The organism is Streptococcus sanguinis, assembly GCF_050222175.1.
Lineage (GTDB): Bacteria > Bacillota > Bacilli > Lactobacillales > Streptococcaceae > Streptococcus > Streptococcus sanguinis_M.
The window spans coordinates 268,436-292,896 of record NZ_CP071420.1 but is presented as its reverse complement, the minus strand read 5'-3'; the positions used below and the strand labels follow the sequence as shown (position 1 = coordinate 292,896).

Annotated in this window: 17 protein-coding genes; 1 reads left to right on the top strand and 16 read right to left on the bottom strand. The window is 42.0% G+C overall.

The features are described 5' to 3' along the window. Positions 1 to 78: 78 nt before the first annotated feature. The 6 genes from J1C91_RS01500 to J1C91_RS01475 all read right to left on the bottom strand — a co-directional run bounded on the left by J1C91_RS01500 (position 79) and on the right by J1C91_RS01475 (position 10,929). Positions 79 to 1,962 carry a DUF262 domain-containing protein gene (locus J1C91_RS01500; protein WP_125438833.1) on the bottom strand — a complete coding sequence of 628 codons (1,884 nt, stop codon included), beginning with the start codon at positions 1,960 to 1,962 and terminating at the stop codon, positions 79 to 81. After that, positions 1,956 to 3,320: a DUF262 domain-containing protein gene (locus tag J1C91_RS01495; RefSeq protein WP_125438835.1), complete on the bottom strand. Its 1,365-nt coding sequence runs from the start codon at positions 3,318 to 3,320 to the stop codon at positions 1,956 to 1,958. Before J1C91_RS01495 ends, J1C91_RS01500 begins: the two co-directional genes overlap by 7 nt. Before the next feature lie 40 nt (positions 3,321 to 3,360). After that, a complete protein-coding gene (locus J1C91_RS01490) occupies positions 3,361 to 3,483 on the bottom strand; it encodes a hypothetical protein (RefSeq protein ID WP_023916982.1) in 123 nt (40 codons plus the stop codon). An 86-nt stretch (positions 3,484 to 3,569) separates the two neighbouring features. Then, on the bottom strand, positions 3,570 to 4,517 hold the full coding sequence (locus J1C91_RS01485) for a helix-turn-helix transcriptional regulator (protein ID WP_125438837.1): 948 nt from the start codon (positions 4,515 to 4,517) through the stop codon (positions 3,570 to 3,572). Between the two features lie 37 nt (positions 4,518 to 4,554). Beyond that, the gene (locus J1C91_RS01480) at positions 4,555 to 6,453 is read right to left on the bottom strand and encodes an AAA family ATPase (protein ID WP_260468958.1); all 1,899 of its coding nucleotides are present in this window, start codon (positions 6,451 to 6,453) and stop codon (positions 4,555 to 4,557) included. Positions 6,454 to 6,540: 87 nt separating this feature from the next. Further along, positions 6,541 to 10,929 carry a PolC-type DNA polymerase III gene (locus tag J1C91_RS01475; protein WP_125438841.1) on the bottom strand — a complete coding sequence of 1,463 codons (4,389 nt, stop codon included), beginning with the start codon at positions 10,927 to 10,929 and terminating at the stop codon, positions 6,541 to 6,543. 166 nt (positions 10,930 to 11,095) lie between these two features. Here J1C91_RS01475 and J1C91_RS01470 point away from each other — a divergent pair, with 166 nt between their 5' ends. Further along, entirely contained in the window at positions 11,096 to 11,638 is a 543-nt protein-coding gene (locus J1C91_RS01470) for a hypothetical protein (protein WP_002908671.1), read from the top strand. 83 nt (positions 11,639 to 11,721) lie between these two features. On the opposite strand, the gene J1C91_RS01465 is transcribed toward J1C91_RS01470, so the two are convergent. From J1C91_RS01465 to J1C91_RS01420, 10 genes are all read right to left on the bottom strand, one after another. Continuing rightward, entirely contained in the window at positions 11,722 to 12,102 is a 381-nt protein-coding gene (locus J1C91_RS01465) for a PH domain-containing protein (RefSeq protein WP_023916976.1), read from the bottom strand. 90 nt (positions 12,103 to 12,192) lie between these two features. Next, a complete protein-coding gene (locus tag J1C91_RS01460) occupies positions 12,193 to 14,043 on the bottom strand; it encodes a proline--tRNA ligase (protein WP_125438843.1) in 1,851 nt (616 codons plus the stop codon). A 65-nt stretch (positions 14,044 to 14,108) separates the two neighbouring features. Continuing rightward, positions 14,109 to 15,365, bottom strand: a complete 1,257-nt coding sequence (rseP, locus tag J1C91_RS01455) for an RIP metalloprotease RseP (RefSeq protein WP_125438845.1) — start codon at positions 15,363 to 15,365, stop codon at positions 14,109 to 14,111. A gap of 226 nt (positions 15,366 to 15,591) precedes the next feature. Beyond that, entirely contained in the window at positions 15,592 to 16,395 is an 804-nt protein-coding gene (locus J1C91_RS01450) for a phosphatidate cytidylyltransferase (protein WP_002905403.1), read from the bottom strand. A gap of 18 nt (positions 16,396 to 16,413) precedes the next feature. Next, on the bottom strand, positions 16,414 to 17,163 hold the full coding sequence (locus J1C91_RS01445; protein ID WP_002902229.1) for an isoprenyl transferase: 750 nt from the start codon (positions 17,161 to 17,163) through the stop codon (positions 16,414 to 16,416). 229 nt (positions 17,164 to 17,392) lie between these two features. Next, positions 17,393 to 17,728: a preprotein translocase subunit YajC gene (yajC, locus tag J1C91_RS01440; protein ID WP_125438847.1), complete on the bottom strand. Its 336-nt coding sequence runs from the start codon at positions 17,726 to 17,728 to the stop codon at positions 17,393 to 17,395. A 177-nt stretch (positions 17,729 to 17,905) separates the two neighbouring features. After that, positions 17,906 to 19,882: a transketolase gene (gene tkt, locus J1C91_RS01435; protein WP_125438849.1), complete on the bottom strand. Its 1,977-nt coding sequence runs from the start codon at positions 19,880 to 19,882 to the stop codon at positions 17,906 to 17,908. A gap of 551 nt (positions 19,883 to 20,433) precedes the next feature. After that, positions 20,434 to 20,691 carry a hypothetical protein gene (locus tag J1C91_RS01430; protein WP_002893837.1) on the bottom strand — a complete coding sequence of 86 codons (258 nt, stop codon included), beginning with the start codon at positions 20,689 to 20,691 and terminating at the stop codon, positions 20,434 to 20,436. A 208-nt stretch (positions 20,692 to 20,899) separates the two neighbouring features. Continuing rightward, positions 20,900 to 21,424 (bottom strand): CPBP family glutamic-type intramembrane protease, encoded by a 525-nt coding sequence (locus J1C91_RS01425; RefSeq protein WP_260468962.1) that lies wholly within the window; start codon positions 21,422 to 21,424, stop codon positions 20,900 to 20,902. Positions 21,425 to 22,038: 614 nt separating this feature from the next. Further along, positions 22,039 to 24,177: an ATP-dependent Clp protease ATP-binding subunit gene (locus J1C91_RS01420; RefSeq protein ID WP_125438855.1), complete on the bottom strand. Its 2,139-nt coding sequence runs from the start codon at positions 24,175 to 24,177 to the stop codon at positions 22,039 to 22,041. Between the last annotated feature and the right edge of the window lie 284 nt (positions 24,178 to 24,461).

Below are 24,461 nucleotides of genomic sequence, written 5' to 3'. Positions count from 1 at the left end.
ACTATTTTAACAAAAAAGAAAGCCAATGTAAATCTATTGGATATACATTAGCCTCTTAAATTATCTAGATCTGACAACTTACTTTTTATTTTCTATAAATTTGCTTACCATAGGCATAATCTCGTTTTCCAATTCTTTTATCTGATCCGCTCCCCAGCCAGAATCTTGTTGTCCTGTTATTGCTGCCATCATCTGTAATTTTAGACTTTGACGATAGAATATACCTTGCCATTGATTATATTTTGCACTCGGAACTAAATTTCCAAACTTAGAATTCTGGCTATCTGTAACGACACAAAGATTGCCAAAGGAATGCAAAAATTCATCAGGTAATTTGCTCAATCCATCCTGATCATCTGGATTCTGAGGATACCAATGCTCTATGGAACGGCGATAGGCAAATTTGAAAGCTTCAAATTCAACACTCGAATATTTTTCTTTTAAATCAGAACGATTTTTCCATAAAATATAATCTACAAAGTTAAATGCATAAACAGGAATATCCCCGTATTTCTTTATACTTCCATCCTCAGTAAACAATCTTTCTTCAGCATATCTCACCGCCATTTTTTCAAGAAAACCCTTAAACCGAACAGCAAATTCTGCTTGATTTAACTCTTCCATATGGTTGAAGAGAAAATGCAAGATTTCATATAACCAACGACTATCTCGATTGGCAGTGAAGGTCACAGCAAACATGGATTGGAGGAGAATGATGTTTTTATTAATCTCCGAATCTGAAAACGTATTATTAGTAAAGCGTTCTTCAACTATATAGTGCTCCTTCGATTTTCCATTTGGTTGATATTCATAATAAGTACCCTTATGTAAAAACCATTCATCCTTATTTCTACTTGAAGAATCCGTATTTGAATTTCTAACGATGTAGTTATCAAAAATATGCTTCATTGTAAGAAGAAGTTTACTAAAATCAATTATCCATTTTTTATCACGGTTCTTTACATCAAACAATGATAACATTTTTTTATCATCTAACTGAACACCACCAACTGTTTGCCCATTTTTGAGCGCAAATGCACAAAGTAAAAAGGTCGGAAAATCAACTACTGTACTGTAATCCCCAAATTCTTTTTCCACAAATTCTCTATTTTCAATTATCTTATGATTTAATGCTTCTATTAGTGTCTTCTTTTCATTTAAGGTAGTATCAATGTTATCATAAAGATTTTTAAATTCATAATTTGAAAAATGCCAACCAAAAATCTTTTCTCGTTCTTGAAAATCATCTTTCCTTTTTCTTCTCATTTTAAACTGAGTAGCAACAGGCTTATCAAATTCTGCGCAGGCTTCCCAGATTCTTGCAAATTTATGTGTCATTTCTTGATCGTCACCAAACTTAGCCATCATTTGCGCCTTAAGAATTTCATGAGCCTCTAGTTGTTCTCCTCGAGAGTTGAATCGTTCGAAATAGAGATTCAAATCTAAATCATTGGGAAGAATACTACGAAAAATAATGACTTTATCAAAAAGATAATTAAAGAACGATTGAGATTCAAATTGGCGCTCCTCTAGCACTTTTTTCAGTGCGTCATGAGCATGTCGGTAGCCTCTAGTCAGTTCATTTTCATCATTCTCAGAGATTTTTTGCGTGGTGAATAACTTTTGAATGTTCTCATTTGACTTCTTTCTAGCTGGGAAAGTAAGATTGACAGCTTTCAATCTATCAAAACCAAACTCATGTTTCAAAGCTAAGGCAATCAAATTAAGGGCTGTTGTCCGCTGTTGCCCGTCTATGATTTTGAAAATACCATTCTCTTCATTAACGACTAATGTTCCAATATAGTAATTTTCTCTTTGTTCTTGAAAAGCATCTGCTACATCGTTCAATAATTGCTCTAATTCATCATAAGTCCAGGCAAAATTTCTCTGATAAAGAGGAATAGCATAGCTATCTTTATTTAACAAATGATTAACTGATAAGCTTATATGTGTTTCTACCATTTCTCTTTTTCCTCCTCTATAATCTGCTCCACAGTATAATTTTCAAATAATTCTCGATCTATCTTGACCATGAAATCATTTGGAGTTACAGCATGGGCTAAAAGTTGGAATAGTTTTTGAACCTCTTTTTGTCTGAAACTTCCCCCAGCAGCATATTTTCCTACCGTTGCATCATATATAGCTCGAGATTTAACACGGGGGTAATAAGACCAAATAAACAAAGTCTCTACTATTTCCTTTGATAGCTCTTCTTTTCCAAATCTCTCTGCAAAAAGCAAACAAATATTTAGGAACATATTGTGGCACTTGAGATAGCGTCCCTTTGAGCTATTGTAAATTTTCAACATACCTTCTGGGTAAGTCAAATTTTTTTCTTCCGCCTCAAGCTCATCAGAAAATCCTAACTTTTCATTTAAAAAAACTTTATAATCTTTAATAGTATGATGGGCAGATTCGATATATTCAAAAAATTTACTTCCATCAATAATAGGCATGGTAATTGACATAGGGAACTCTTCAACATTACGATACAATTTTAGGTATGGAAAGTTCTGGTTTAAATCAACACCTTTAAAGTCATCGATAAAATCCTCTGTAAAACGGAGATAAGAGCCATAACGCTTATTTGTTAATCCTGTCTCTCCCCGAGACCAACGTCTCATACGAAAGAGATGTTGGTCAAATAACTCTTTGAGACTTAAATCTTTATCCTCTACAAACTGTTCCCACTTTTCAACAATCTTTTCATCTTCTGAATCTTGCTTACGAAGATGATAAGCTTTGAGTAAATCGTGAGGTTCTAGAGATTTTCCACGATTATTTTGAGAATCAAACAGCTGAAAGGCCTCTGATAATCGTTCCTGTGGCATAGTAATCACCGAGACAGAACAATTTTCAAGTAGAAAACTACACACCTGTTCAGCTTCTTTCTCACCTACAAGTTGGATTAAATTCTTCCATTCATTATAATTTTCGTAAGCATTATAGCAAGATAGTTCTCCAAAGTCAGCTTCAAGTAAATTTCTTGCTCCTTTAAATTCTTTATCTCTACCTAAAGCATAAAGAAATAGCGAAATAGAAAGCAATCGTTGCTGGCCATCTACAATATCTAGGCATCCATCATTATCTAGGCATCCATCATTATCTAGGCATCCATCATTATCATGCAAGATAACAGAGCCAACTTGATATTCCTTTTTTCCCATAGCATCTCGTAAATCATAAAAAAGATTTCGGACATGCTTTCTGTTCCATTTATAAGGTCTTTGATAATTTGGTATTGCTAGCCTATCACATTTCAATATTTCTGATACTTTTTTACTTTCAAACCCTATTTCTTTTTCATTGATATTCATTATTTTCTCCTAAAAATCTTATCAGCATAGAATCTTTGATCCATTAATGCTTTGGAATAATAGTAGCATTAGGAATTGCTTTTGCAAAGTTCTCTGCTGCTATTTTATCAAAAAATGGTCCTGCGATTTGATTGCCAAACCTATCAACTACAATCCATTCAATCATTTTTGCCTCCTTTATTTCTTAATATATAAATTCTACACCTTTAGATGGACATTTTATGTCCACATGAGTTCAAATTTCGAAAATATTTATTGATAGTAACCTAAACTTTCTTTCATCGTCTTCTGAATATCATCAACCAAAGACTGTGGCGATAAAATTTTAACGGCTTCTCCTTGACTGAGCAGCCAACGCTTAAGACCAGGTGTATATTGACTCTCAAACTTAAACCGCGTCCATCCTTCGGCAGCTGATAAGCCCTGTGCATTAGGAAATTGGTCTAAAACAATAGTTGGATCATAACGGAATTCCAATTCAACTGTGATCTTTCTTCCCAAAAAAGCATCTACTCGCTGATTACGAATATCTCCATCCCTGAATTTTCTGCCATAAGAGATGTTGGGTTTAGATTCCTTTGTGGACTTCCAAGTCTTGATTCTGTCCAAACGCAAGGTCATATAATGCTCATTCTTAATATTGTAAGCTACAATGTAAAAATAATGAATATCATAGTACAGAGAAACTGGAAAAATTAAATGTTCTTTTTTATCTTGATATGGACTCTTGTAGACAATTTCTAGCACCTTCTCCTTGCGAATAATCTCTGACCATGCCCAAATCTTTTGAATACGATTTTGCTCGTCTGTAATTGGGGCATAGTTCAGTCTTTCGCTGTTGATAATCATTTCTATTTCTTTTTGTTCCTCTTTTGAAACAAGCCCCAACAAGCTTTTTAACAAGTCCTCATTTTCTACTTTATTTAAGGCTCTATTTTCTAATAAAATCTTAGAAATTATTAAAATATCTTTTTTATTAAAGAGTGATTTTCCTTTTAAATATCTTGTATGATGTTTTGAATCGTATGCCAACTCAGCTGCTATCATGGGCTGAGTCATTATAAAATCACCTAATAAAGCGAAATCTCTCTGAATCGTTTTGGCGCTAACTCCGAATTCATCACTTAATTGATTTTTTGATAGACGAGCTCCTGCTTGCAAACGTAACAAAATGGATAAAATACGTTCTTGATCGTTCATAAAACCTCCTCTTTCCCTATATTATAACATGAATATTCTATATGCCTGCCCTAAATCCTATTATTTTTGAGTTGTTTTCTTTTTTCTCTAAATCGAGTATTGCTTTTTCAAAATCTCTGCAAGACAAATAGCTTATGTCTTCACCATTTAGAGCTGATACTCTCTCTTTTTTCATCAGTCGCTCCGCTTGAATATATAAAACAAGCTCAAAGAGTTTTCTGACATAACGAGCATTACCAAAACTTTCTGAGCAAAGACATTTTTCAAAATAAGTCAGGAGGATAGTTTTGCATTTCTTATCCACTATATAACCTTGTTGATCAGCCATTAGAGTCAATATGTCATACAGTTCATACTTGTTATAATTTTCAAAATGAATTTTTCTACTAATTCTAGAAGCTAAACCTGGATTGATGTTTAAAAATTCCTCCATCATTTCTGTATAACCAGCGAAAATCACAATGACATCATTTCTATTATTTCCCATTTCCTGAATAATTGTAGGAATAGCTTCATTAGCAAAATCACGCTCACCTTGTGGAATTAGACTATATGCCTCATCAATAAACAAAATACCGCCTTTTGCATTATCAAATAATCTTTTAACCTTTGGAGCTGTTTGGCCAACATATTCACCAATTAAATCTGAGCGACCTACTTCAATCAAAACGTTTGATTTAATAATACCATGTTTATAAAAAATTTTTGTCAACAATCTAGCAACGATTGTTTTTCCAGTGCCAGATGCTCCAGAAAACATAAAGTGCATAGAAGGCCGAACGGGCGAAGAATTTATTTCAAGCCTTCTTTGCGATATAGAAAAATAAGCTAAAATTCTATGAATCATATTTTTAACAGTAGATAAGCCAACCAAACGGTCTAGCTCCTTCAAAGTATTAGAATTTGTGGCTAATGGATTGTTGCAACCTTTCATACAAAACAGATCCGACGGCAAAGAAAAATTTTGTTTTCCATTAATCAAATTACTTTCTATTACATTATATTCAATAATCTTTTGAGCAAAATAACAACTATCGTAACTATTTGTAAGACAATTATGATTTGAAAGTAGTTTTATTTGATCTTCTTCTAAGTGAAAGCCATAATCCCCTAAGCGAAATTTTATAATATCAACAAGTTCGTTATATGAGTAGGGAGGAAAATTTAATTCATAAACGACATGAAATAGAGGAAGAAATTCTCGAGATATTTCATAAGCTATACTATCTGATTCCACCAAAAAAATATATATTCTTCCCCCCGTTGCTTCCACAATATTATTTTTTAATTCCTCTTTTCTTCTAGGATGCATAGTTGAATAGTCCTTTATTATCACTAAACGCTGTTCTGACTCAAAATTAACTGAAAACCCATCTTTCAAAATAGTCTTAGACTTGACATTTAACAACCTCATCAAATATTTGATAGCAAATTTTTTACCAGTTCCTAAAGAACCTTTGAAAATTAAAAACTGATTTTCAACAAGGACCTTTTCTTTCTTCCGCCTTCTTTCCTTTTGATTATTTAAAAACATTTTTAATTTTAAAACATACTCTTGAAATTCATTTAAACCTATAATATTTAAGTCTCTGCGTTCTAAATCAGTAATAGCAAAGCCATCAGAATTTGAAAACTCTCTTTCATCTGAATGAAGAAAAAGCTGACCTATTTGAGCTGAATACTTGTTCCCCACCTCCTTTAAATATTCGCTTTTACTAATAGATTTAACTTTAAAATCAGTGTATTCCTCATCATTAACCCCCAAAGTTTTTAGCTTATCAAACAAATCCTCTTTGGTATGTTCTGTTACTCCAACAACGTAAAGACATGTTTGACTTTTGAAACAATAAAACAATTGATTTTCTTGTATAAAATTCTCATCTACTTCTTTAATATTTTTATTCATTTTGCTAAATTCTATTTGATAAAAAAACATTTCTTCCCCCATCTACTATTTACTAAAATAAATATAGCAAAAAAGATGGACAAAATTCGTCCATCTTTTAACTTTTTTTGAATTATTTTAGAAAAACTCATCAAACAAACTCAACTGGTTATCCTCAGGCATATTGCCTAAGATTCCCATGTCGTCCATTTTTTCGACTAGGGTGCTTGAGAGGCCGCCCCGTTTGCGGAGCTCTGTCTTGGAAAGGAATTCGCCTTCTTCCCGCGCCCTGACCACTTGGCGGGCAACATTGTCACCCAGACCGTCCATAGCAGAGAATGGTGGGATAAGGGTATCCCCTTCGATGAGAAACTCAGTCGCGTGGCTCTTGTAGAGATCCAGCTTCCCGAATTTGAAGCCCCGCTCCAGCATTTCATTGACGATTTCCAGAGTTGTATAAAGGTCAATTTCTACATTGGAGGCTTCGTTGTTCTTACGTTTCTCAGCGATTTCGTTCATCCGACGCTTGACGGCATCAAGTCCACCACTCATGGTCTTGATGTCAAAGGCCTTAGCCCGGATGGAGAAATAAGCACAGTAGTAATAAATCGGATGATGCACCTTGAAATAGGCCACCCGCAGGGCCATCATAACATAGGCTGCCGCATGGGCCTTGGGGAACATGTACTTGATCTTTCCACAGGACTCAATGTACCACTCTGGCACATTGTTTTCCTTCATGGCTGCGATGTAGCCATTGCGCTCTTCTTCAGAAATCTTCAGCCAAAGGCCCTTCCGCACACGCTCCATGATCGTAAAGGCCATCTTAGGATCCAAGCCCTTGTGCATGAGATAAACCATGATGTCGTCCCGACAGCCGATAACGGTGGACAGGTCGGCAATCCCTTGCTTGATTAAGTCTTGAGCATTGCCTAGCCAAACATCCGTACCATGAGAGAGGCCAGATAGCTGTAAGAGCTCGGCAAAAGTCGTCGGATGGGTCTCATCAACCATGCCCCGTACAAAATTAGTCCCAAACTCCGGAATCCCCAGCATACCAGTCGGCGTGCCGATTTGCTCCTGAGTCACACCCAGAATGTCTGTCCCAGAAAAGAGGGCCATGACACCGGCATCATCCATAGGAATGTCATTAGGATCAATGCCAGACAAGTCCTGAAGCTTCCGAATCATGGTCGGATCATCGTGTCCCAGAACGTCTAGCTTGAGGACATTTTCATCGATATCATGGAAGTTAAAGTGGGTGGTCTGCCACTCGGCCGTCACATCGTCAGCTGGATATTGGACCGGTGTAAAGTCATAAACATCCATGTAGTTAGGAATAACAACGATTCCGCCCGGGTGTTGTCCAGTCGTCCTCTTGACTCCGGCCGCTCCCTGTGCCAGACGCTCAACTTCGGCGTCCCGGTAGAACTTCCCGTAGTCGCGCTCATAGCCCTTGACAAATCCATAGGCCGTCTTAGCCGCAACGGTACCAACGGTTCCAGCCCGAAAGGCATACTCCGCACCAAAGATATCCCGCACGTCCAAGTGGGCGCTAGGCTGATCTTCTCCCGAGAAGTTCAAATCAATATCGGGTACCTTGTCCCCGTCAAATCCAAGGAAGGTCTCAAATGGAATATCCTGACCGTTCTTGCTCAGCTTGTGACCACATTCTGGACAGTCCTTATCCGGCATATCAAAGCCTGAACCATAGGAGCCATCCGTGATGAACTCACTGTATTGGCATTTGCCACAGACATAGTGAGGAGACAGAGGATTAACCTCGGTAATCCCAATCATAGTCGCGACAAAGCTGGATCCGACAGACCCCCGTGAACCCACCAGATAGCCCCGATCATTGGAGCGCTGCACCAGCATCTGCGAAGCCAGGTAAATTACGGCAAAGCCATTCCCCAAGATAGAGGTTAACTCTTTTTCAATCCGCAAGTCCACGATATCAGGCAGCGGATTGCCATAAATCTCAAAGGCCTTTTGATAGGTCAGCTCGGCAACTGTCTCCTCAGCCTTGTCAATAAAAGGCGTATAGAGGTCGCCCTTGACAACCTCTACCGGCTCAAAGGTTTCCGCCAGCTGATTCGGATTGGTGATGACCAGCTTCTTAGCCAAGTCCTCGCCTAGAAAGGCAAACTCATCCAGCATCTCATTGGTGGTCCGGAAGTGAGCCTTAGGAAGCGGAGCTGGCTGGGCATTTTCACCGTGACCAATGGTTCGGTTAATCATGGCTCCCTGACCTAGACTCCGTACGATAATCTCACGATAGATTTCTTCTTCCGGCTCGATATAGTGGACGTTCCCTGTCGCAAGGACAGGCTTGCCCAAGCGATCTCCGACCTCAATCAGATTGCGAATAATGGTCTGCAGTTCTTCCTGGTCCTTGATTTGCTCCTTGGCAATCAGCGGCTCATAGATAGCCGGCGGCATGACCTCGATAAAGTCATAATACTTGGCTACTTCGACAGCCGCATCCACCCCCTGAGAGACAACGGCATCATAGACTTCGCCTTCTGAACAGGCTGAGCCCAGAATCAAGCCTTCACGATGGGCATCTAGTACGGTCCGTGGAATCCGTGGGACACCTTCAAAATACTTAGTATTGGACAGACTGACTAGCTTGAAAATATTCTTGAGCCCCGTCTGATTTTTAACATAAATGGTCGCATGCTTGACACGTGCCTTCTTGTAGGAATTCTCATCGACCAGATCCGTATTCAAATCCTTGAGATTGGTCACTCCATGCTTTTCAGCTACATCCTTGATAAAGATAAAGAGAAGGCGGCCCGTCGCTTCCGCGTCATAGTTGGCCATATGGTGGTGCTCCAGAGCAATCTGGAAACGCTTGGTTAAAGGCCCCAGACCATGACGCTTGTACTCTGGATAGAGGTTGCGGGCAAATTCCAGCGTGTCAATAACTGGCTGGGTGATTTTCGGCAGGCCGTGACGCTCATAGTTGACATTCATAAAGCCCACGTCAAAGGTGGCATTATGGGCAACGAGGACGCTGTCCTGGCAAAATTCCTGAAATTCTTTCAGCACTTGCTCAAGTGGCTTGGCATTGCGGACATGCTCATCAGTAATCCCAGTCAGATCCGTCGTAAAGGCCGACAGAGGATGCCCAGGATTGATAAACTCATCAAACTCAGCGATGATATTGCCCTTGTGCATCTTGCTGGCAGCGACCTGAATCAAATCGTTATAGACCGCCGAAAGCCCTGTTGTTTCCACGTCAAAGACCACATAGGTCGCATCGCTCAGCTCCATGTCCACTTCATTGTAGACGATGGGCACACGGTCTTCTACAATATTAGCCTCCATACTGTAAATCAGCTGAATACCAGCTTTCTTAGCAGCCTTGTAGCCATGGGGAAAGCTCTGCACATTGCCATGGTCGGTAATGGCGACAGCCTTGTGGCCCCACTTGGCGGCCGTTGCCACGATTTCCTCCACCTCAGGCAGGGCATCCATAGTAGACATATTGGTATGGGCGTGAAACTCAACCCGCTTCTGCCCCTCAGGCATTAGATCCTTGCGCTCATAGTGGGTGACGGCCTGCACATCCTGCACATTCATCGTCAGGTCGCGGGTGAAATTGTTCATCTCCACATTTCCCCGCACGCGCAGCCAGGCGCCTTTCTTAATCATGTCAAACTTCTTGGCTTCTTCTTCGTTTTTCATCCATTTCTGCAAGGAGAAACTGGAAGTGTAGTCTGTCATCTTGAAATTGAGCAAAACTCGGCCGGTTCGAGTGACCTTCTGCTCCAGGTCAAAGACCATTCCCTCAAAGACCAGACGGTTTTCCTCAGTCTGAACTTCAATCATAGGGGTAATCTCTGCCTTGTCTAGCTTTGGTTTAGCCGCAGCCTTGCGAGCTTGGAAGTCATAGGCTGGCTTTTCCTCTGGCGGTGGCGCCATCTGCTGCAGGGATTCCATAGCTTTGAGCGCTTCTTCATTAGCCGCCTGAACAATCTTGTCATTCTCAGCCTGGAAATTCTCCGCTTGCTGCTGGGTCAGCTCATCGCTGTGCTGAACCTGACAGGTCAGCTGAGGAAAGCCGTACTTGACTAGCTGCTGGCTGAGATTGAGCAGGTGATTCTTGCGAAAATGCTCCGTATCAATGGTCGAAGCCCCCTCAATCAGCAGCTTGTCCCCATCCAAATGAACCCGCAAATCCTGATACAGGCTTTTAAAGCCATGACTGGCACATGGACCTTCCTCAAAGGCCAGCTGGTAATAAGCCTGCAAGAGCTCGTCCGACACCTGGGGAGCCTGACAGTGAATTTCAAAAATAGCCTGATTGCCCGTCTTAGAAAACTCTTGAGCTAGGCGCTTCTGCAATTCCCGAAAAATCTCAATGGGCAGAATATTCGCAAAAGAAAAATGAAACTCCCAGACCCGACTGACCTTGTGGACCAGAACCTTCTCGATTTCTGCATTCAAAAAGGCCTCTGAATTTCTCATTTCCAGTGGCATATCCAGCTGATGCATTAAAATTTCAAACTTGTTTGACATGATATTTCCTCGTACAGTAGTGACCCTATTTTACCATAAATCAGCACTTTTTTCGACAGAAAAAGAGTAGGGCAAAGCGCGACTCCTACACAATTGTCAATGCCTTCTTCTTGACACTAAGTTATGATATAATAGAATAGAACATTTATTAAAAGGAGTCTTAATTGTGAAGAAAATTTTACTAGCCAGCGCCTGTCTGCTGACCCTGACTGCCTGCAGTATGCCTAATCAGCATAAGCAAGAAAACAAACCCAAGCAAAATCAGAGCCAAAGTAAAGTCAAAGAAGAAAAGGTGAAGACGAAAACTTTTTCTAAAAAAATCGATGAGCATTATACCAATTCAATCAAGTTTTTCTATACAAAAGAAAAGATTGTATCTTTTCAACTCATCGCTAGCCAAACTATCTCTGAAGAAAATCAAAAGATGAGCGTCGAAGAATTAACAAAATTCTATAGCGAATATGCTCAGAAAAATTCTATGATAGAAAACAAGGAAAAGTTAAAGGGGCTTGAAATTCACGTTGAGATTTCCGAAGACAAGAAAATAGCTTCAGCAATTTTTGACTTTGACCTCAGCAAAATAGATCAAGAACAGCTGATTCAGTCCACAGGTGGTTCTGATAGCGAACAAACTGTCTTTAATAAACTCCAAGATAAACCCGAAGAGGTCTTTAACTTTATGAGAGAGCAAGGTTTGACAGAAGAATAAAAAAGCATTCTGAGTGATTTAACTTTATAGTTAATGCTCAGAAGGCTTTTCTGTTTATTTTTAAATCCTAAAGGGGCAATATGCTATCTTAAAACCGCTTCCGCTAAGGCTTTTTGGATAGCGATGACACTGCGGTCGCTGGTAAATTGCAGGACTTCTGCTGGCTCTTGAGCGCTGGAAACCCAGATTTTCAGCTCAGCATCTAAGTCGAAATGCCCAGCTGTTTCTACTGAGAAGCGACTGATAGAGCGATAAGGAAAAGACTTATAAGAAGTCTTTTTGCCAGTCATTCCCTGCTTGTCGACCAAGATTAAACGCTTATCTGTAAAGACAATCAAGTCACGAATGAGGCTAAAAGCCAGTTCCACATTCTCTGTTGATGTCAGAATATCCTCCAATTGTCTTTCCGTTTTTTCAATATCTTTCTGAGAGGCATTGCCTAATAAACCGCTGAATAATCCCATCAATCGGTCCTCCAATTCATTTTTTCCTACTATAGCATTTTCACCTCCAATAAGCAAAAGAAAACTGCCAGATAAAACTGGCAGTTTATTTTATTTTGTCAAAATTGACAAGGTTTCTAGCAAATTATCAGCGTGGACTTCAATGGTATCGCCACTAGCCTTAATCTTGACTTCGACGATGCCTTCTGCAGCTTTCTTACCGACTGTCACACGGATTGGGAGACCAATCAAATCGCTGTCGCTGAACTTGACACCAGCTCGCTCATTGCGATCATCCACCAAGACCTCATAACCAGCACTTAGCAAGTTAGCCTCGATTTGATCAGTTAGAGCCAAGGCTTCCTCGTCCTTGACATTGACCGGAATCAGATGCACATCAAATGGTGCTAGCTCTTTCGGGAAGTTAATGCCCCAAGCATAGCGGAATTCACCCTTAGGAGTTTTATTGACAAAGAGACGGGCATGCTGCTCCATAACAGCAGACAGGAGACGGCTGACACCGATACCGTAACACCCCATAATCATCGGTACTGCTCGGCCATTTTCGTCCAAGACATTGGCGTTCATGCTGTCAGAATAGCGAGTTCCCAGCTTGAAGATGTGCCCAATCTCAATCCCACGAGCAAACTTGAGGACACCTTGTCCGTCCGGTGAAATTTCACCCTCACGAACTTCACGGATATCCACATACTCAGCGGTAAAGTCACGACTTGGATTGACACCGGTCAAGTGGTAACCATCTTCGTTAGCGCCAACTACTGCGTTAGCTAGATCTTGCACCTTGCGGTCAGCAATGATTCTTACACCTTCTGGGAGATTGACTGGCCCTAGTGAGCCAAATCCCGCACCCAAAAGCTGACGAACTTGATCTTCACTCGCCACATCAAAGAAATCCGCTGCCAAATGATTTTTCAGCTTGACTTCATTAAGCTGGTCATTGCCGACCAAAAGCGCTACGACAGGAGACTCGTCAGCCATGTAAACCAAAGTCTTGATTGTCTGGCTTTCATCCAGCCCAAGGAAGGCAGCAACTTCGTCAATGGTCTTGCAGTCAGGCGTTGAAACGCGGGCTACTTCTTCCTCGGTCACGACACGTCCTGCTGGCTTGTATTCATCTGTCGCCATTTCAAGGTTGGCAGCATAGCTAGACTCACTGGAGTAGGCAATGGTATCCTCACCAGATACCATCCAGCTGGTCAATTCTGTCCGAATAGCCTCCTGAACATCCTCAGGAATTTCATCAAAGCTGGCTACAGATTTATCCAAGACAACCCAGCGGTTCAAATCCGTCCGGGCTGGCGTAATGGCCATGAATTCTTGGCTGTCCTTGCCCCCCATAGCACCGCCATCACCGATAATGGCTTTGAAATCCAACTCGCTACGGGTAAAGATTTTCTCATAGGCAGACTTGTATTCATCATAAGCTGCATCCAAGCTGTCATAGTTAGCGTGAAAACTGTAGGCATCTTTCATGATAAACTCACGCGTCCGCAAGAGCCCGTTACGAGGACGCTTTTCATCACGGTATTTAGGCTGAATCTGATAGAGATTAAGTGGCAGCTGTTTATAGGATTTAACCGAATCACGGACGATAGCTGTAAAGGTTTCCTCATGGGTTGGCCCTAGGATAAAGTCCGATTTCTCACGATTTTTCAGTTTATAGAGGTCTTCACCATAGGTCTCATAACGGCCAGACTCGCGCCAGAGGTCTGCACTGAGCAGGGCAGGCGCCAGCATCTCCACTGCACCAATCTTGTCAAACTCTTCCCGCATGATTTTTTTTGCTTTTTCAATCACACGATTAGCCAGCGGCAGATAAGAATAGACCCCAGCTGAAACCTGACGGACATAGCCAGCTCGCAGCATCAGAGCGTGGCTAATAACTTGAGCATCGCTAGGCATCTCACGCAGGGTTGGAATTAACATTTTACTTTGTTTCATAAAAACAAAACTCCTTGACTTTCATTGAATAATTTCTTTTTCATAGTTCTAAGAACTTTAGTTTCTTAGAAGAATAATTTCATGATATCGTTCCAGGTAACGGCAATCATCAGGATGACCATAATAGCCACTCCAGACAGAGTGATATAGGTCTCCGTTTCTCTTTTCAGCGGTTTTCTGCGGATAGCCTCCAGAATATTAAGGACGATTTTTCCACCGTCCAAGGCTGGAATGGGAATCAGGTTGAAAATGCCGATATTGAGCGACAGCATGGCCAAAAGGCTAAGGACTGCTGGCAAGCCTTGCTCTGCAGCCTGACTGCTGAAATTGTAAATAGCGACCGGACCGCCCAGCTTATTGATATTGAAGTTGAAGACGATATCTTTCAGAGCTGACAAAATGCGAACTGTGGTAGACCAAGCTGCAGTAAAGCCGCCAATCACCTTGTCCCAGAAGCCTGTCTTGACTGTTGGGGATACCCCTAGCAGATAACGATTGCCGTCTTTTTTAGGCTGTACGGTAATCTCTTTCGTTTCACTGCCGTGCTTATAGGTAACTGACAAGGTCGGCGCTTCCTTGCTCTTGCCTGTGATTTTCGCCAGAGCACTAGTCAGATCCGCCCAATTGTTAATCTCATAGTCATTAATCTTAAGGATTTGGTCGTTATTTTGAACTCCGGCAGCTGCTATAGCACTACCATCCATGACTTGGAAATGATTGCTGTTCTCATCACGAACGCCACCCTGAACAAAGGCCAGCAGCATAAATACCAGCACGCTCAGGATGAAGTTATTCATAGGGCCAGCAAAGTTGGTGATGAGGCGGCCCCAGATACTAGCATTCTGATACTGAACATCCAGCGGTGCAATCCGCACCTCAGTGCCGTCTTCTTCAACAATCGTTGCATCATGATCTACTGCATAAGTCTTGAGCTCGTCAAGGACAAGACCAGTGATTTCCAACTTTTCCTCAAAGTCAAAGCCAGTCACATTCATGGGCAGAGCTGTCTGGTCAACCTTTTTGCCAGAGAGATTGATACGAACCACCTTGCCCTCTGCATCCAAGCTCAGACTAGCTGGTGTCCCCACCTTAATGTCAGTGGAATCTTCCCCCCAGCCGGCCATACGCACATAGCCCCCCAAGGGTAAAATCCGAATCGTATAGGCCGTCCCGTCTTTACCAATATGGGAGAAAATCTTGGGTCCCATACCGATAGCGAACTCTCTGACCAAAATGCCGGACTTCTTCGCAAAGTAGAAGTGTCCGAACTCATGGACCACCACAATGATCCCAAAAATAATAATAAAGGTTATAAACTGCATGGACTTCTATATTTTACCTTTCCTAGAAATCTTATTTTTTCTTTAAATCAAAGAAGGAGCAGAAAACGGCCAAATACCGAGCTTCCCGCCCCTGCATAGCTGACACTTTTGAAAATAGGGTAGAAGCTCCTCTCAAAATTTTGAACTCCAAATCCTAGTTCCTTCTCAGATTGTGAGGTCGTTGGACAAGCTTGTCATCCCTTGCTTTCAGCCATGCACGACTGTCTTAGAACAAGCCGAAGAAATGCATCAGCGGAAAGACGAAGAGAAGGCTGTCAAAACGATCCAAGACACCGCCGTGGCCAGGAATGAATTTCCCAGAATCCTTGACCCCGAAATGGCGCTTGACTGAGCTTTCGACCAAATCACCTAGCTGGCCTGCAATACTAAAGAGCACTGCCAGAATCAAAAAGACAAAGGCATTGTAAGGAGTCGCCACTTGCGGTCGAACTAACATAAAAATCCCAGTCACTAGAACGGCTGATAGAATGCCGCCCAGGCTTCCTTCAATAGTCTTATTAGGGGAAACTCTCGGCGCCAGCTTTCTTTTACCGAAACGCACCCCAACCAAATAAGCTCCACTGTCAGTAGCCCAGACGATAAAGAGAGCTAGCAGGACCTTGTCAATATTCATCAAGCGGGCATCGATCAAAGCGTTAAAGCCAAGACCGACATAAAAACTAGCTGCAATCGGATAGGCAGCATCTTCAAAGGTGTAATTGGAACCTAGGACAGTCGAAATCAGCAGAAGGAAGACGACCAAGCCATAGGCCACGACATTGCCATCCACAGGCAGAAACTTCAGATAGTTCTCCAGAGGCAGGGTTAGGACAAAGGCTGCCAGCATGGCCAAGACGCCTTCGATGGTCGCTGTCGGCAGACCTTTCATTTGGAGAAATTCATGCACCGCCAACATAGCCAGCAGCCCCACAAAAATCTGAAAGATGACGCCTCCTGTCAATACCAGAGGAATAAAAATAGCAAGAGCGATTCCCCCAAAGATTAGACGTTTTTGTAAATTTTTACTCATACTCTTTTTCTTTCTCCCTTAAACACCGCCAAAGCGTCGATTCCGACGGCTGTATTCTGCAATTGCAGCCTTCAAAGCCTTCTCATCAAAGTCAGGCCAGAGAATATCCGTAAAATACAGCTCACTGTAGGCTGACTGCCAAGGCAGAAAATTGCTTAGGCGCAGTTCCCCACTGGTCCGAATCACCAGATCCGGATCGCGCAGCATCTTGGGCAAGTTGCTGGTATAGAGGTAGTTGCCAATGACTTCCTCAGTAATGTCACCGGGACTGAGTTTGGCATCCAGAACATCCTGAGCAATCAGTTTAACCGCCTGATTGATCTCATATCGGCCACCGTAGTTTAGAGCAAAATTGAGAATCAAACCTGTATTGAGCTTGGTCAGGCTTTCCGCCTTTTCCAGAGCTTCAAATGTCGCCTTAGGAAGCTTAGCCGTATCACCAATCATCTGGATTTTTACATTGTTCTTGTGCAGCTCTGGCACATAGCGGTCGTAAAATTCAACCGGCAGATTCATGATAAAGGAAACTTCCTTTTCTGGCCGAGACCAATTTTCCGTTGAAAAGGCATAGACAGTCAAGACCTGAACACCCATTTCCTTGGCAGCAATCGTCACCTTTTGCAGGGTTTCCATGCCAGCCTTATGACCGAACACGCGCGGCTGCATCCTTTTTTTGGCCCAGCGGCCGTTGCCGTCCATAATGACAGCAATGTGTTTGGGAACATTCAGCGGTGCGTTCAGCTTTTCTTTTTTCTTAAAACTAAACATACTTTTTATCCTATTTAAAGTTTTGTCAGTTCATTATATCATAAATCCTTGGAATGTGGGCAATTCATCCGCTTTTTCAAGCCTGAGGGCATAAAATAAGGACAGAATGTCAACTAAAAAATCCAAACTCACCCAGCCTGTCCAAACTGCGAGGCGAATAAGCTTGAAACCAGACACCTTCTAAACGTATGAGTCAAAACAAAAAACAGCCCGCAAGCTGTTTATTTCTTTACTCTTCAATCGCTGATTCTTCCTCGGGAAGGTCAACGCTTCCTTCACCGCTAGCAGCAGCAGGAATGCCCTCAGTCAATGGCAGTACAGTCTTAATAGCTGTCAGTTCAAAGGTCAGGTAAACACCGTCCACATCCAGAACAACTGTTTTCTTGTCTGTGTCCACTTCATCTACCGTTCCATACAAACCGCCGATGGTAATAACTTCATAGCCCTTTTGCAGCTTGTTAAGGCTTTCCATACGCTGCTGAGCCTGTTTCTTTTGGGCACGCATCTGGAAATAAGTCATCCCTACCAGTACAACCGCAAATACAATAAGCATAATTGGATTCATATCTTTTCTCCTTCGAATGTCATATATGAACTACTATAGCAGATTTCCCTTATTTTTACAAGACGATTCTGACTTTTCAGGCAAAGTCCGTCTCAAGTCGGATGAAGCATGACTGGCCTAACCACATTTTTTAAAAAGTAAAAATCAGGATGACTAACACCCTGATTTTATGTCTTTTTATTTAAGATTTTTAACAACTTCTGCTACGTGTTCAACTGTAAAGCCGTATTCTTCCAGCACCTTGCTTGCTGGAGCAGATGCACCGAACTGGTCGATTCCGATAACTGCACCGTCCAGACCGACATACTTGTACCAAGGCTGGCTAGCTGCCATCTCGATTGCTACGCGGCGACGAACTGCATTTGGAAGAATTTCTTCTTTGTAGGCTGCATCTTGAGCATCAAAAAGCTCTGTTGATGGCACGCTGACCACACGAATTTTAGCGCCATCTGCTGCAAGTGCTTTAGCAGCTGCAACAGCCAAATTAACCTCAGAACCAGAAGCCAGCAAGATGGTATCGAAATCTGCTCCTGTTTCGTAGACCACATAAGCACCTTTAGCTACCTTGTCAAAGTTTGTGCCTTCTTCGACTGTCAGATTTTGACGGGTCAAGACCAGAGCAGTCGGAGTGGATTGACTCTTAAGGGCCAGGTACCAAGCTGCCTGAGTTTCACGCGCATCTGCTGGGCGGAAAACAGTCAGATTTGGAATGGCACGCAGACCAGCCAAATGCTCAATCGGCTCATGAGTTGGTCCATCTTCACCAACTGCAATAGAATCGTGTGTGAAGACATAAGTCACTGGCAAGCCTTGAAGGGCAGATAAACGGACAGCCGCTTTAACATAGTCTGAAAAGACAAAGAAAGTACCACCGTAAACGCGAAGACCACCATGAAGCGCCATACCGTTAAGAATTGTTCCCATAGCAAACTCGCGCACACCAAATTGGATGTTGCGGTTGAGACGGTGAGCGTCATCCTGCAGACCGTCTTCCTTGATGTAGGTCATATTGGAGTGAGCCAAGTCAGCAGAACCACCGAGGAAAGTTGGAAGCATCTTAGCTGCTGCATTGAGTGCATCCTGACTGGAATTACGGGTTGCTTGAGAGAAGCCATTTTCAAGCACTGGGAAGTCTTCTGGTTTGATTTCTACTGGATCCTGACCAGCAATGATGGCTGTTACTTCTGCCGCTAATTCTGGATGGGCTTGCTTATAGTCCTCTACTAGCTGCTTCCATGCATCATAAGCTGCTGCACCGCGCTCTGCTACATTTGTACGGTAATCTGCATAGACTTCCTCAGGAATCTCAAATGGCGCATAGTCCCATCCCAAGGCTTTACGAGTAGCTTCAGCTTCTTCTGCTCCCAGAGGCGCACCGTGCACTGCATTCGTTCCTTGCTTGTTTGGAGAACCGTAACCGATAACCGTCTTGACTTCAATCAAAGATGGTTTGCCGGAAGCTTTAGCTTCATTAATAGCTGCATCAATCGCTGCAAGGTCTGTTCCGTCTTCCACCAAAGCAGTATGCCAACCGTAGGCTCCATAGCGGGCACGAACATCTTCTGTAAAGGAATCCTTAGTCTCTCCATCTAGGTTGATATCATTTGAATCATAGAGAACAACCAGCTTGTCCAGCTTTTGCAGCCCAGCATAAGAAGCAGCTTCAGCTGAAACCCCCTCCATCAAATCACCATCACCACAGATGACATAAGTGTAATGGTCGAAAATTGGGTAGCCTTCACGATTATACTTGGCAGCTAAGAAACGCTCTGCCTGAGCAAAACCAGTAGCTGTAGAAATACCCTGTCCCAATGGGCCAGTAGTAGCATCAACACCAGCTGTGTGGCCAAACTCTGGGTGACCTGGTGTCTTAGAACCCCATTGGCGGAAGTTTTTGATTTCGTCCATGCTGACATCTTTAAAGCCAGACAGATGAAGCAAGGCATAAAGCAGCATAGAACCATGTCCTGCAGACAGGACGAAGCGATCGCGGTTAATCCAGTTTGGCTCTTCTGGATTGATACGCAATTGTTTAGTAAACAAGTCATAGGCCATCGGCGCAGCGCCCATGACTACGCCAGGGTGACCTGACTTAGACTTTTCAATCGCGTCAATCCCTAAAAAGCGAATGGCATTAACTGATAATTGTGACATTGGATTCTCCTTATTTTTACTAAAATCTGTCCTGACATCAGAACAGGATAAACAATGGTCGTAGAAACGATAAAAATTGTCTCATATCTATTATAAGAAAATTATCCCTATATCGCAAGATAGGGATAATCTCATCTTTTTATAGATTTATTATAATTCTTGAAAGCGGTAACAAAAAGACCAAGAATTACACAGGTGACTGTTCACTCTTGGACTGTCAAAAAATCTGCCCCTAAGGACAGATAAAAAGTAAGAAAGTGAGCATCGCTGCTCCTAAGTTCGACTGCGCCTCTGGCTTGTCTGATTAAGTTTTAGCAGAACGTAGTTTCGCTAACGCTCAAACTGCATCTATGCCTCTAAGCTCTGCTCGGCTCTACGAGCCGGCAATCGCTAAAAAATTAGCGGAACGTAGACTTCGCTTGCGCTCAATCTGCATCAATGCCGCTAAACTCTGCTCGACTCTGCGAGCCGGCAATCGCTAAGAGGCATAGAAAAACCCAGCTATCCAAATGGTTAGCTGGGCTAGGGTTGAGCTACATCATAGTTTTAAACTATCCTGCGGCCTTTTGATGAATGGTGATGCCGTATTTTTCATGGTTTTCTTCATACCAATTAATTAAGGCCATCGCAGTTTGATAAGTAATGTTCTTAATTTTGCTGGTCCCTTTAGTTAAGGTCAGGATACTCATCTTGCTGATGTTTGCATCCGTTGCAATTCGATAACTAGTTAAGGTTCCATTAACTAACAACTGAACAACAGCCTCGACTTTCCTATAGTCAGGCATGGTTGTAATATCCAACTTTTTCATAATTAAATCCTCTCCTAAAATTTAATTTACTAATCCATTATACACTTTTTTCTGACATTTACATATATAAAAACTTGAAAATGTACAAAAAAATTAGAACATAACTCATTAAAATGTCAACTTTTCCCACTTTTATAGACTTATGAGAGCCTTTTGCCTCTATTAAGATAGAAAAAAAGAATTAATATTATCTTCTTTTCTTACTTTGTTAGCTCGCCTTTCCATACTCCTGTTTTTTCCTCCATTTTCGTATAGCTAGACCAACTGTTAAATAAAGAATAGTCGGAATCATCCCCACTGAAAGCGAGAAGATGAAAGCCTGATTTTTTTCTACCGAGATAAATCCTAGTAATAGTAAAGGATTTATAACCGCATCCTCCATAGTGTGCATAATAACTAGAGGCCAAACTGATTTAGTAATTCTAAAAATCTCTGTATACATGACCGTCCAGCATGCAACAGTTATCATCCCGATAAGGAAGAATGTAAACCTTCCAACCGGCAAGGTATTTTGGATTTCTCTCTCAGACAGAAACTTCATAATGTAAGGCAGATGCCAAATCCACCAGATAAAGCCAACAAGTAGATATAGTTTTAAGTCGGATAATTTTAATTTGATTAATTGATTGGTAAGATATGCCCTCCAAACGGATTCTTCAAAAATATTTTTTATAAATTGAGTCCCTATCTTTGTTAACAAGATTCCCATATAGGCTGTCAGCTCAATCTTCACATCAGTCAATCGAATACCTTGCGTCAGTAGACCCAGGACTATTACTATCATCGTAACAAGAGGGTAGACTAAAAAAACTAACAAGCTATAAATTTTAATTATTTTTAAAATTAATGAAAAAAACTTGCCTCTTTCCAGCTATCTCCGCCAAAACTTCGGAGAAAGATGATACAGATTAACGGAGTTACCAGTCAAATCAGCATCCCTAAAAAGCCGCTTCCTATCTCTGTTCCGATATTTTCGTAATGATCCTGACCGGTTACTTTATCAACAACATAACCAATCCAGCCACATAGGGTGCTGAAGAATGCAAAGATAATGACATTGCGCTTAATTGTAGTTATGGACTGTTTCGGCAATATCAAGATTTTGTTTCATTTTACCGATACCTTCTAAACAAGCCTGGCTTTTCATCAGCATCAGGCTTCAATGTTTTTATATACCTAATAGCAACATTTCTTTTAGGTGTTGTCAAGACGGATTAAGTTGAGATTTTGGGATAAATGCTAATTTCTTTCCAGAAAGAGGAGATATTTGGAATTCCTACTCAACAAAAAAAGACCTGCCTTCATCTAAGAAGGAGGTCTTTGAAAAGTTAGTTGACTTAGTAAGCTTTATTCTGCTTGCTTGTCTTCTTCAGATGCGGCAGCGCCCTTTTCCCGGATAACCAAGACACCATCTTCCAAATCGGCTGTCAAGTGCTTAGCATCTAGATTGTCTAAGTGGAAGTCAGTCACCTTGTCACGAATTTGCTGCTCAATGACACGGCGGAGCGGACGAACACCCATGACTTGGTCATAACCAGCATCGCGCAGGAATTCCTTAGCTGCATCAGATACAGCCAGATCAATTTCTTTCTTGCTCAAGGTTTGATTTACTTCGATCAGCATGAGATTAACAATCTCCATCAAATCTTCTTTCTTGAGATGAGAGAACTCAATAACCGCGTTAAAACGATTGAGGAACTCTGGACGGAAATAAGCTTTGAGTCGATCCATCAAATCAGGCTTTTCTGCATCCTCTTCCAAGCCAGCTTCATAGCCAAATCCAGCATTTGAAGTCGCAATGATGACCGTGTTCTTGAAGTTGACTGTATTGCCTTGACCATCCGTCAAGCGACCATCATCTAAAACTTGAAGGAGAAGGGTAATCACCTGTGGATCCGCCTTTTCAATCTCATCCAAGAGAATGATAGAGTATGGATTGCGGCGCACACGCTCGGTCAGGGTATTACTGTTGTCATCATAGCCGACATAGCCTGCAGTAGTACCAATCAGCTTGGAAACAGCAGTCCGGTCAGAGTATTCAGACATATCCAGACGGATAATGGCCTCTTTAGTACCGAACATATCTAGAGCTAGTTGCTTAGCCAGCTCAGTCTTACCAACACCAGTTGGTCCAACAAAGAGGAAGCTTCCGATTGGACGGTTGCCTTCATCAAATCCTGCACGGTTACGGCGAATAGCTCTAGCCACAGCTTCTACAGCCTTATCTTGGCCGATAACTTTAGCTTTGAGACGGTCATTCATGCCCTTGAGGCGCTCAATGTCGCTGGCTCCCATTTGAGATACCGGCACACCCGTCATCCGTTCAACAGACTCTGCCACATCGTTGACCGTAGCTGTCACCTTCATATCCTCAGTGTGATTTTGAATTTTCTTTTCTAACTCTTCAATGCGAGTCTTGGCATTCAGAGCTGCTTCAAAATCTTCTTTCTCAACAGCCGCTTCCTGCTTGTTTTTCTGTTCAGCAATCTCATTTTCAACCGCATGAACATCAGTCACTGGATGCTGGGCTGCCAAGTGGGCAGCAGTCACGTCGACCAGGTCAATCGCCTTGTCTGGCAAGCTGCGCTGTGGAATATACTGAACAGAGTAGTCCACAGCCGCTTTCAGCACTTCATCCGGCAGGATGACATTGTGGTGCTTTTCATACAAGTCCCGAATACCCCGAAGGATCTGATAAGTATCTTCGGCAGATGGTGCATTGACCTTGACTTCATTGAAACGACGAGCCAGAGCAGCATTTTTGAGAATGGTATTGCGGTACTCGTCCTGAGTGGTAGCTCCGATGACGGTCAACTCCCCACGAGAAAGCGCCGGTTTGAGAATATCTGCCAAGCCCTTAGAGCCACTATCTCCACCGATAGATCCTGCTCCTAGAATTTGATGGATTTCATCAAAGAAGAGGATAATGTTGCCGGCTTCCTTGACTTCATTGACTAAGTTTTGGATATTTTCTTCAAAGCTACCACGATACTGGGTACCAGCTTCCAGACCAGAAATATCAACAGAAATAATTTCCTTATTCTTGATAGCTGCTGGCACATCACCATTGACGATAGCCTGGGCCAATCCTTCTACGACAGCTGTCTTACCGACTCCGGCATCTCCGACCAATACAGGATTATTCTTAGTCCGGCGGGAAAGGATTTCAGCAGTTTCTTGGATTTCCTTATTGCGCCCAATGACTGGATCTAACTTACCATCACGAGCTTCCTGAGTCAGATTGCGACCTAGCTTAGCCAGGATACCATCCTGCTTAGGTCCTTGAGCAGCAGCTTGTCCAGTTTGCTCACCTGTTCCTTGACCAGGGAGCTTGCCAGTAGCCCGGTACTGAGCAAACTCTTCCGGTGTGACCTCTCTACCATTAATCAAGTAGCGCCGGTGTTCGCTGTTGTAGCCACCCATGCGTCCCATAAGTTGGTTGAAAAGGTCGTCCATATTGTTAAAATTGTTGTAGTTGTTGTTCATAGCATTACCTCGCTGTTTTCATATTTTGCTTTACATAATTTTTGATTTTACCAAAGTTTCAGATAAGAAATCTCTTCCTTATCCACTATAAATTTTGATTTGGGAGATCTTCTGCAATCTATTATTTTACATAACTTATTCTCTTTTCAAAAATCAAGACTGATTCAGTCTCTATTTTTATGAGTGATTTGATCTCTTTCAGCAGAAGATAATTTTACATAATTTTTAATCCTCCCAAAAATAATCGCCTTCCGGCTATATTCACATCTTCTGATTAAATTTAC